7 protein-coding genes are annotated in these 8057 nt (G+C 71.1%); 4 read left to right on the forward strand and 3 right to left on the reverse strand.

The window, feature by feature from the left end; all coding sequences use genetic code 11:
- Nucleotides 1-8 precede the first annotated feature (8 nt).
- Nucleotides 9-3632, forward strand: coding sequence for a type I restriction endonuclease subunit R (locus ACWCRD_RS41090; protein WP_450970783.1), 3624 nt, complete (start codon nt 9-11; stop codon nt 3630-3632).
- A 35-nt stretch (nt 3633-3667) separates the two neighbouring features.
- On the forward strand, nt 3668-4402 hold the full coding sequence (locus ACWCRD_RS41095) for a M48 family metallopeptidase (RefSeq protein ID WP_450970784.1): 735 nt from the start codon (nt 3668-3670) through the stop codon (nt 4400-4402).
- Between the two features lie 8 nt (nt 4403-4410).
- On the opposite strand, the gene ACWCRD_RS41100 is transcribed toward ACWCRD_RS41095, so the two are convergent.
- The 3 genes from ACWCRD_RS41100 to ACWCRD_RS41110 all read right to left on the reverse strand — a co-directional run bounded on the left by ACWCRD_RS41100 (nt 4411) and on the right by ACWCRD_RS41110 (nt 6533).
- Nucleotides 4411-4662, reverse strand: coding sequence for a hypothetical protein (locus ACWCRD_RS41100; protein ID WP_450970785.1), 252 nt, complete (start codon nt 4660-4662; stop codon nt 4411-4413).
- 714 nt (nt 4663-5376) lie between these two features.
- On the reverse strand, nt 5377-6150 hold the full coding sequence (locus ACWCRD_RS41105; RefSeq protein ID WP_450970786.1) for an alpha/beta fold hydrolase: 774 nt from the start codon (nt 6148-6150) through the stop codon (nt 5377-5379).
- A 59-nt stretch (nt 6151-6209) separates the two neighbouring features.
- Complete coding sequence (locus ACWCRD_RS41110) at nt 6210-6533, reverse strand: DUF427 domain-containing protein (RefSeq protein WP_450970787.1); 324 nt, start codon at nt 6531-6533, stop codon at nt 6210-6212.
- 50 nt (nt 6534-6583) lie between these two features.
- On the opposite strand from ACWCRD_RS41110, the gene ACWCRD_RS41115 reads away from it, so the two are divergent.
- The gene (locus ACWCRD_RS41115; protein ID WP_450970788.1) at nt 6584-7123 is read left to right on the forward strand and encodes an LOG family protein; all 540 of its coding nucleotides are present in this window, start codon (nt 6584-6586) and stop codon (nt 7121-7123) included.
- Between the two features lie 72 nt (nt 7124-7195).
- Nucleotides 7196-7885 carry an SDR family oxidoreductase gene (locus tag ACWCRD_RS41120; protein ID WP_450970789.1) on the forward strand — a complete coding sequence of 230 codons (690 nt, stop codon included), beginning with the start codon at nt 7196-7198 and terminating at the stop codon, nt 7883-7885.
- Nucleotides 7886-8057: the final 172 nt, after the last annotated feature.

An 8057-nucleotide genomic window follows, 5' to 3' on the forward strand; every position in this document is an offset into this window, starting at 1 on the left:
GTTCGGCGATGGGGGCGCAGGGGCGGCGAGTGCTGCCGGAGTACGAGAAGACGGAGCGGCCCCTGATCCGGCAGCTCGTCGAACTCGGCTGGGAGCACCTGGAGGGTGCGCCCCCCGGTGCACCGGCCACCGACCCCGCCGCCTCCGGGCGGACATCCTTCACCGAGACCGTCCATCCCGACCGGTTCAAGGAGGCCGTCGCCCGCATCAACCCTGGTTTCGACGGGCGCCCTTGGCTCGACGAGCGGCAGCTGGACGCGTTGCTCGCCCGGGTCCTCGGCACAGAGCGCGGCGCCGAGTACGCCCAGCCCGGCGTCGCCGGCAACCTCCAGGCGACCCGGCTGCTGCGCGACGGTGTCAACGCCCGTACCCTGCCGGGCTGGCAGGAGGGCGACCCCGAGTACGTACGACTCGTCGACTGGGACGCCGACTTCGGGCTGCCCGGGGCCGGTGCGGCGGACGGCAACGACTGGCTTGCGGCCTCCCAGTTCCGTGTCCAGCGTGCCGGTGCCGGACCGGTCACCCCGGACCTCGTGCTGTTCGTCAACGGCCTGCCCTGGGTCGTCGTCGAATGCAAGGCACCCCTCACGTCCGGCAGCGACACCCGTGCCGCGCTGGACGCCGCCGTCGCTCAGGTCATTGGGTACGCGGGTGCGTACGCGCCCGCTCCCGTCACGGCCTTCACGCGCTTCGCGCAGCTCTTGATAGCCACCGACCGTGATCATGCCGAGCTGGGCACGGTCACCGCCGACCCCGAGTACTTCACCCCGTGGCGGACCACTGAGCCCGCTCCGGCCGCAGGGTACGGCGACGCGATGGCCGTGCTGACGGCCGGGGTGCTGACGCCGGGTCATCTGATCACGCTCGTACGGGACTTCACCACGGACCGGCTCCAAGGCGGCCGTACGATCAAGGTGATCGGCCGCTACCAGCAGTTCCGCGCCGTCACTTCGCTCGCCGCCCGCCTGCGGGCGCGCGGCGCGGCCGTCGCGGCCGGGCGGGCCGCCGACCACCGCGGCGGAGTCGTCTGGCACACGCAGGGTTCCGGCAAGAGCCTCACCATGGCGTTCCTCGTCCGGCACCTCAGAAGCGACCCCGACCTCAGGACGTACAAGGTCGTCGTCGTGACCGACCGCCGGGACCTGGAGCGGCAGATCCGCGGGTCACTCGGCGCCGCGGAGGAAGCGGTCCACCGCGCGGTCGACGTCCCCGACGCGCGCCGACAGCTGGCCGTCGACGTGCCGGACGTCGTCCTCGTCATGCTCCAGAAGGCACGCAAGGACGACAGCGTCGACGACGGCAGCGAGGAGACCCTCGGTGAGGGGGTTGACGAGCAGCCCCGCCTGCACAACGTGCCCGCGAACACGAGCTCCCGCATCGTCGTCCTGGTCGACGAGGCCCATCGCGGGCACGACTCCTGGCTGCACGCCCGGTTGCGGGCCATGCTGCCCAACGCCGTCCTCATCGGGTTCACCGGGACACCCATCATCGACGACACCCGCAAGAAGACCGAGGAGGTCTTCGGCGGCTTCGCCGACATCTACACCCTGCGGGACGCGGAGCGGGACGGCTCCGTCGTCCCCGTGCGCTACGAAGCCTGGGACGTTCCCTTGGAGGTCGTAGAGAAGGCGGCCCTGGACCTGCGTTTCGACGAGCGGGTCCCCAGCGATCCGCAGGAGCGGCGGCTCGTCCTGCGGAAATTCGCCCGGCGCAAGGAGGTCCAGGAGTCGCCGACCGTCATCGCCTCCAAGGCGGAGCACATGCTGCGCCACTGGGCGGTGAACGCGTTGCCGGACCGTTTCGCCGCCCAGGTGGTCGCGGTGTCCCGGCTCGCAGCCGTTCGCTACCGGGACGCCCTGCTCGCCGCACGGGACCGCCTCCTCGACCAACTCGACGCCCTGGACCCCGACCTCGTCCACGACCCGAACGCCGCCCTCGACGCCGACGACGAGACACGCAGACTGCTCGTCATGCACCGGCAGCGCGACCTGCTGCGCAGCATCGAGGCCGCGGTCGTCATCTCCGAGCGGTCGCCGACGAGCCCGGGCCGCGACCCCGAGGGCTGGCGCCGCTGGAAGCAGAAGTCCCGCCAGGACGCCTACATCGCCCGCTTTCTCCAGGGGCTCGGCGATCCCGAGACCGCGGCAGACGACCCCGGCTGGGCAGCTGACCCTCACGGTTCGGCCGGACAGGGGTTCGGTGGCGCCGGTGACAGGTTCGACGAGTGGGGCGGACTGCCGGGCGACGATCACGGCCACGACGCCGTGGAGACGGACAGGGACACCGACGCCGATGACGAGCCGCTGGCCTTCCTCGTGGTGCAGTCCATGCTGCTCACCGGCTTCGACGCCCCCGTCGAACAGGTTCTGTATCTCGACCGGGCGATCAGCGGCGTCAACCTGCTGCAGGCCGTCGCGCGCACCAACCGGCCCTACCCGCGTAAACGGTGGGGTCTCGTGGTCGACTACGCGGGCGTGGGGCCGGCACTGGCCCGCCTGCTGCGCGACTACGACCACAAGCACCTGCGCGAGGTGTACGGCTACGAGCGGGTCGACGCGGACCACCTGGACCGCGACGATGACGGCCGGTTCCCGAGCGGGCAGCCGACGCGTGACGGTCTGCTCCTCCAGGCGGATGCCGCCGCCGACGGGCTCCTGACCGACCTGCACGCCGCACTGGCCCGCTTCCTCGACGAGCGGGGCTTCGCGGCGTACGACGCACAGGGCTTCCTCACCCTTGAGGACGACACCCGCCGCGAGCACCTGCTCGACGCCCTGGGCGATCCGATCACGCGCGGCGAGTTCGACGAACTGGTCCGTGACTTCCTGTCCGCGCTCGGCGCTGTGCTGCCCCGGCCGGGAGCGCTGCCGTACGAGCGGCTCGCGGGACGCCTCGGCGAGATCCAGTACGTGGTGCGGCGTCGCTACCTGGACGGCCGCGACGAGTTCAGTCCGCGGCGCTATGGCGCCAAGGTACGGCAGCTCATCGCGGAGCACCTCCGGGCGCATGAGGCCGAACTGCGCGTACCCCGGGTCGACCTCAGCGCTCCGGACTTCATGGAACGCGTCGACGCCAACCCCGACCCCCGGGCGAGGATCGCGTACATGGAGAGCTCGTTGCGCACGCGGATCACCGCCCGTCTGGCCGGTGACCAGGCGACGTACGAACCGTTCAGCGAGCGCCTGGAAGCCATCGTCCGGCAGATGCGGCAGGACAGCGAGCAGGCCGCCGCGGACCTCGCGAGGCTCGTCGCCGATGTGAATGCCGCTGAGGCCGAGGCGGGCAGTGCCGACCTGGCAGCGGGGCTGGATCCGCTCACCGAGGGGCCGGTCTGCCGGGCCCTCGCCAAGGCGCTGGAAGAGGCCGGGATGCTGCCTTTGCCTCAGGATGCCGAGATGCATGCGATGGCCCGCACCTTCACCCAGGACATCGTGGAGTTGGTACGCGTCCCTTCTTTCACGACTTCGCCCGCGACGCGGAACGACGCCCGCAGAACGCTCCGGAGGAGAGCCGAAGAGCACCTGGGCATGGAATGGGATGTCACGAACGATCTGGCGGCCGAACTCGTGGACATGGCGGAGGCCCGGCGAACGGATTTCCTGGCGTACGGCGAGGGCAGAGGACGGAGTTGAGCGGCTCTGTCAGAACCAGGTGATACGAATACGGCGTGACCACCACCGTAGAGTCGGCCATCGCCGCGCTGCCGCTGCCTGAGGAGTGGCAGTGGAGCGTGACCGTACGGCCACGGCGGCGGACTCTCGGTATCGAGATCGCCGAGGACGGCGCTCTGCTCTTCGCCGTACCGGCCCAAGCCGAGCCGAAGGCGGTCGCCGACGCGGTGAGGGCCCGGCTGCCACGGCTGGCGGCCGAGGTGCGCAGGCGCGGACGACGTGTTGGACAGCCGGTCAAGGAGCTGGTGGACGGCGCGAGTTTCGCCTACCTCGGACGCCGGTACCGGCTCAAGGTGCTTCCGCGCGAGACTGCCGGGAGGGCGCGGCTCCGGCAGGGCTGGTTGGAACTGCCACGGCCGACCGACCGGCAGCAGGGAGCAGGCCTTATCGCGGAGTGGTACACCACGAGAGGGAGCCGATGGCTCACGGCCAGGGCGGCTTCCCTGGCCACCCGGGCCGGAGTGGTGCCCAGCAGCGTAGAGGCGTGCGAACTGGGGGAGCGCTGGGGGGCTTGCGAGCCCGGCGGGCGTATCTCGCTGCACTGGGCGCTCATGCAACTGTCCCCAGCTCTGATCGATCTGGTTCTCGCCCACGAACTCGTCCATCTGAGGACCAGCGGGCACGGTACGGGGTTCCGCCGCGCTGTTCGCCTGGTACTGACGGATTTCGACGAACTGGAGCGACGTTTCCTGCAAGCCGAGCGAGATCTGTGGCGGGGAGCAGTGGAGTAGCTCCGAGCTCACGGCGGCGAGACCAAGGTCACCGTCGAACTGGTCGGCGGCCGTCTGGAGGACCACGACTTCGGTCGCCTGACCGCCTTCAGCGAAGGCGTCGAGAGCTCGAACCGGCTGCTGCCCAAGCCCGTGGCATACGGCACCGTGCCGATGAGGCGGCAGCCGGTCGAGTGGACGAGCGCGTCCCGGACCGTCGTGCTCTCGCCCGTCGCGTTGCCCCGGTCCAGCACGATCAGCGTGAAGTGCCGTTCGGTCACGGCCCCATTGAAGCCGGCCGCGCCCGTGAGGTGCCGTCCGGAACGGGTCGTGCAGTCGATCGTGTACGCCGAGTTCCACGCCGACCCCGGCGAGCGGCGCCGCGGTGAACAGGCCGTAGCCGATGTGCTTGTGCAGCGAGCCTCGGCGTGCAGGCGCAGCTGGTAGGCGGGCGCGAGCAGGCCGTGCCGACCGGCAGCCGCCGAGCGCGGCCCGCCGACGGGCCCCCGGCAGGTTCCCGCGTCGGCCCGGCATCTCGCTCATCCGGCCCGTGCGGACGTACGAGAACGCCCCCACAAGGGCCACGGCTACCGCCTGCCGTCCCAACGGGCACAGTCGCGCAGGACCTGTCCGTGGGCGTCGTACCGGCCGCACAGGCCGTCGTGGCGGACTGGATCGCCGCCAGGTACCCGGAGGCGTACAGCGCTGTGCCCAGCAGCGCGGCGGTGACCACGCGGAGCAGCCCGCCCGCGCACCAACGCCCGCGGCAGGCCGCGCCGTTGGCAGGCGGTCAGGGTGCACGGCGCCACCAAGGTGGGCAGATACAGGGCAGAGGCGTACTTGACCGCCACGGCGAGCGCGGCGACGGGCGCGGCGAGCACGGCCGCCTGGGGGTGCGCGTCCGATGTGCGTACGACGAACAGGACACGCTCCCGCTCAGTCCCTTGGGTCGTACCAGCCGCCGTTCTTCAAGTCCTGACGTAGGAGCGCGACCATTAGAAGAACTCCGCCAGCACCGGCGCGAGGACGTTCGGATCCACCATGTGGGTCTGTCCCTCCAGGATCTGGTACGTCCCCTGGGGTGCGGTTTCGGCCACGGCCCGGGCGGCCTCGCGCATCCAGGCGGGGCTCGCGCTGCCCGCGAGGGACAGAACGGGCACCTCGATCCCGGCCAGCCGGTCCAGCGGCACCAGACCGTCTCCCATCACGGCGTTGTCGTACGCCAGGCTCGGCGCGATCGCCTCCATGCCGGACCACATCGGGGAGTTGCGGGCGCTCTGGATCATCTCCTCGGCCAGCCCGGTGAGCCTGAGGAACAGCTCGACCGCGTCCCCGCGCCGGCCCTGCCCGAGCGCCTCCTCGAGCCGCTCGGTGTACTCGGCGCGCTCCTTGGCACCGCCCTCGTACACCGCGAACGGCACCTCGTACACGGCGACCCGGCGGACCGGCACCCCGCTCGCGGCCGCCTCCAGGACCAGCGCGCCGCCCGAGGAGATGCCGTACAGCGAGGCCTCGCCGCCCACCGCGTCGATGAGCGCGGCGAGATCCTCGACCTCCCGGGCCACCGCGTACGGCTGGGTGTCGCCGCTCTCGCCGCGGCCCCGGCGGTCGTAGGAGACGACGCTGAAACGACCGGCGAGCGGCCCGGCGAGGGGCGCCACGGTGGCGCCCGTCGACATCGCTCCGCTGACGAGGATGACCGCGGGCCCCTCCCCGGTGCGCTGATAGGCGAGAGAGGTGCCGTCGTGCGAAATGGTCTTCTTGTCCATGCCTGTGGAGACTGCCCCAAGGCAGGGAAATAATCGCCCTTACGCGCTGAAGACCTCGCTCACGACACCTCGACTTCGTAGAAGCAGAGGTGGTCCTTGATCTGGGCGACCTCGGGCTTGGGCTCGGGATAGGACCACACCAGGTCCGCCGCGTCCGGCAGCGACCAGTAGCTCGCGGTGCCCTTGAACGGGCAGTAGGTGTGGGTGTCGGACGGGGTCAGCAGCTCGAGCCGTACGTCCTCGGCGGGGAGGTAGTACCGCGGCGGACAGCCCGTCTCCCTGAGGACGAGGGCCCGTTCGCTCTCCGCCAGGATCTGCTCGCCGTGCGCCACGCGCACGTGCCGGTCGCTCTGCTCGATGGTGATCGTGTGTCCTTCGGCCATACCGGAAAAGCGTTCGCGGAGCCCCCTTTCTTCCCGCGTACGGTGAGGGCATGCGAATCTGCGTCTTCCTCTCCGCCGCCGACCTCGACGACCGCTACACGCGCCCCGCGCGCGAGTTCGCGAAACTGCTGGGCAAGGGCGGGCACACGCTGGTGTGGGGCGGTTCGGACGTCGGCCTGATGAAGGTGGTCGCCGACGGCGTGCAGGAGGCCGGAGGGCGGCTGTGCGGGGTCTCCGTGGACTTCCTGGCCGCCAAGGCGCGGCCGGGCGCGGACGAGATGGTGATCGCCCGCGACCTCGCCGAGCGCAAGAGGCTGCTCCTGGAGAAGGCCGACGCGGTGGTGATCATGGTCGGCGGGACGGGAACCCTGGACGAAGCCACCGAGATCCTGGAACTGAAGAAGCACGGCCACACCGACAAGCCGGTGGTCCTGCTCAACACCGCGGGCTTCTACGACGGCCTCAAGGAGCAGTTCCGGCGCATGGAGGACGAGGGGTTCCTGCCCCGGCCCCTCACCGACCTGGTGTTCTTCGCGGAGGAGCCGGTGGGCGCGCTGGCCTACCTGGAGGAGAGCCAGGGCGTCGAGTGAGGCGCGCATGATGCGGGCGGCGGGACGGGGCGGGGCGTTGCGCGGATCCCTGCGGGTGCGAGCATGGCGGGCATGGCTACCCATGTGATCACCGGAGCGGGCTCCGGCATCGGCGCGGCCGTCGCCCGCCGCCTCCACACGCGCGGGGACGAACTCGTCCTGCACGCGCGCGACGCGGGCCGCGCGAAGGAACTCGCGGCGGAGTTTCCCGGTGCGAGGACGCTGGTCGGCGACCTGGCCGACCCGGACAAGCTGTCCTGGGCCTTCTCGCACCAGACGCTGCCGGACCGGGTGGACTCCCTGCTGCACATCGCGGGTGTGGTCGACCTCGGGCCGGTCGGCGAGCTGACGCCCAAGACCTGGCGCCACCAGCTCAACGTCAACCTGATCGCCCCGGCCGAGCTGACCCGCCACTTCCTGCCCCAACTCCGCGCCGCCCGCGGCCATGTGGTCTTCGTCAACTCCGGCGCGGGTCTGAACGCCCATGCCGACTGGTCCGCCTATGCGGCCTCGAAACACGGTCTGAAGGCACTGGCGGACTCGCTGCGGCACGAGGAGCACGGCAACGGCGTCCGGGTCACGTCGGTCTATCCCGGCCGCACGGCCAGCCCCATGCAGGCCAAGGTCCACCAGCAGGAGGGCAAGGAGTACGACGCGTCGAAGTGGATCGACCCCGAGTCGGTCGCGACGACGATGTTGATGGCGCTGGACCTCCCGCGGGACGCGGAGGTCAACGACCTGACGGTCCGCCCGGGCCGCTGACGGACGTTTCGCCCCCGCCGCCCCTTCCCGTCCCGTCCCTGGGGGCTGCCGCCCCCAGACCCCGCTTTCGGCCTGAACGGCCTCGTCCTCAAACGCCGGACGGGCTGGAATGGGCTGAGCCGAATCCAGCCCCTCCGGCGTTTGAGGAGCGGGGGTCCGGGGGCTGGCCCCC

This window comes from Streptomyces sp. NPDC002092 (genome assembly GCF_053593775.1).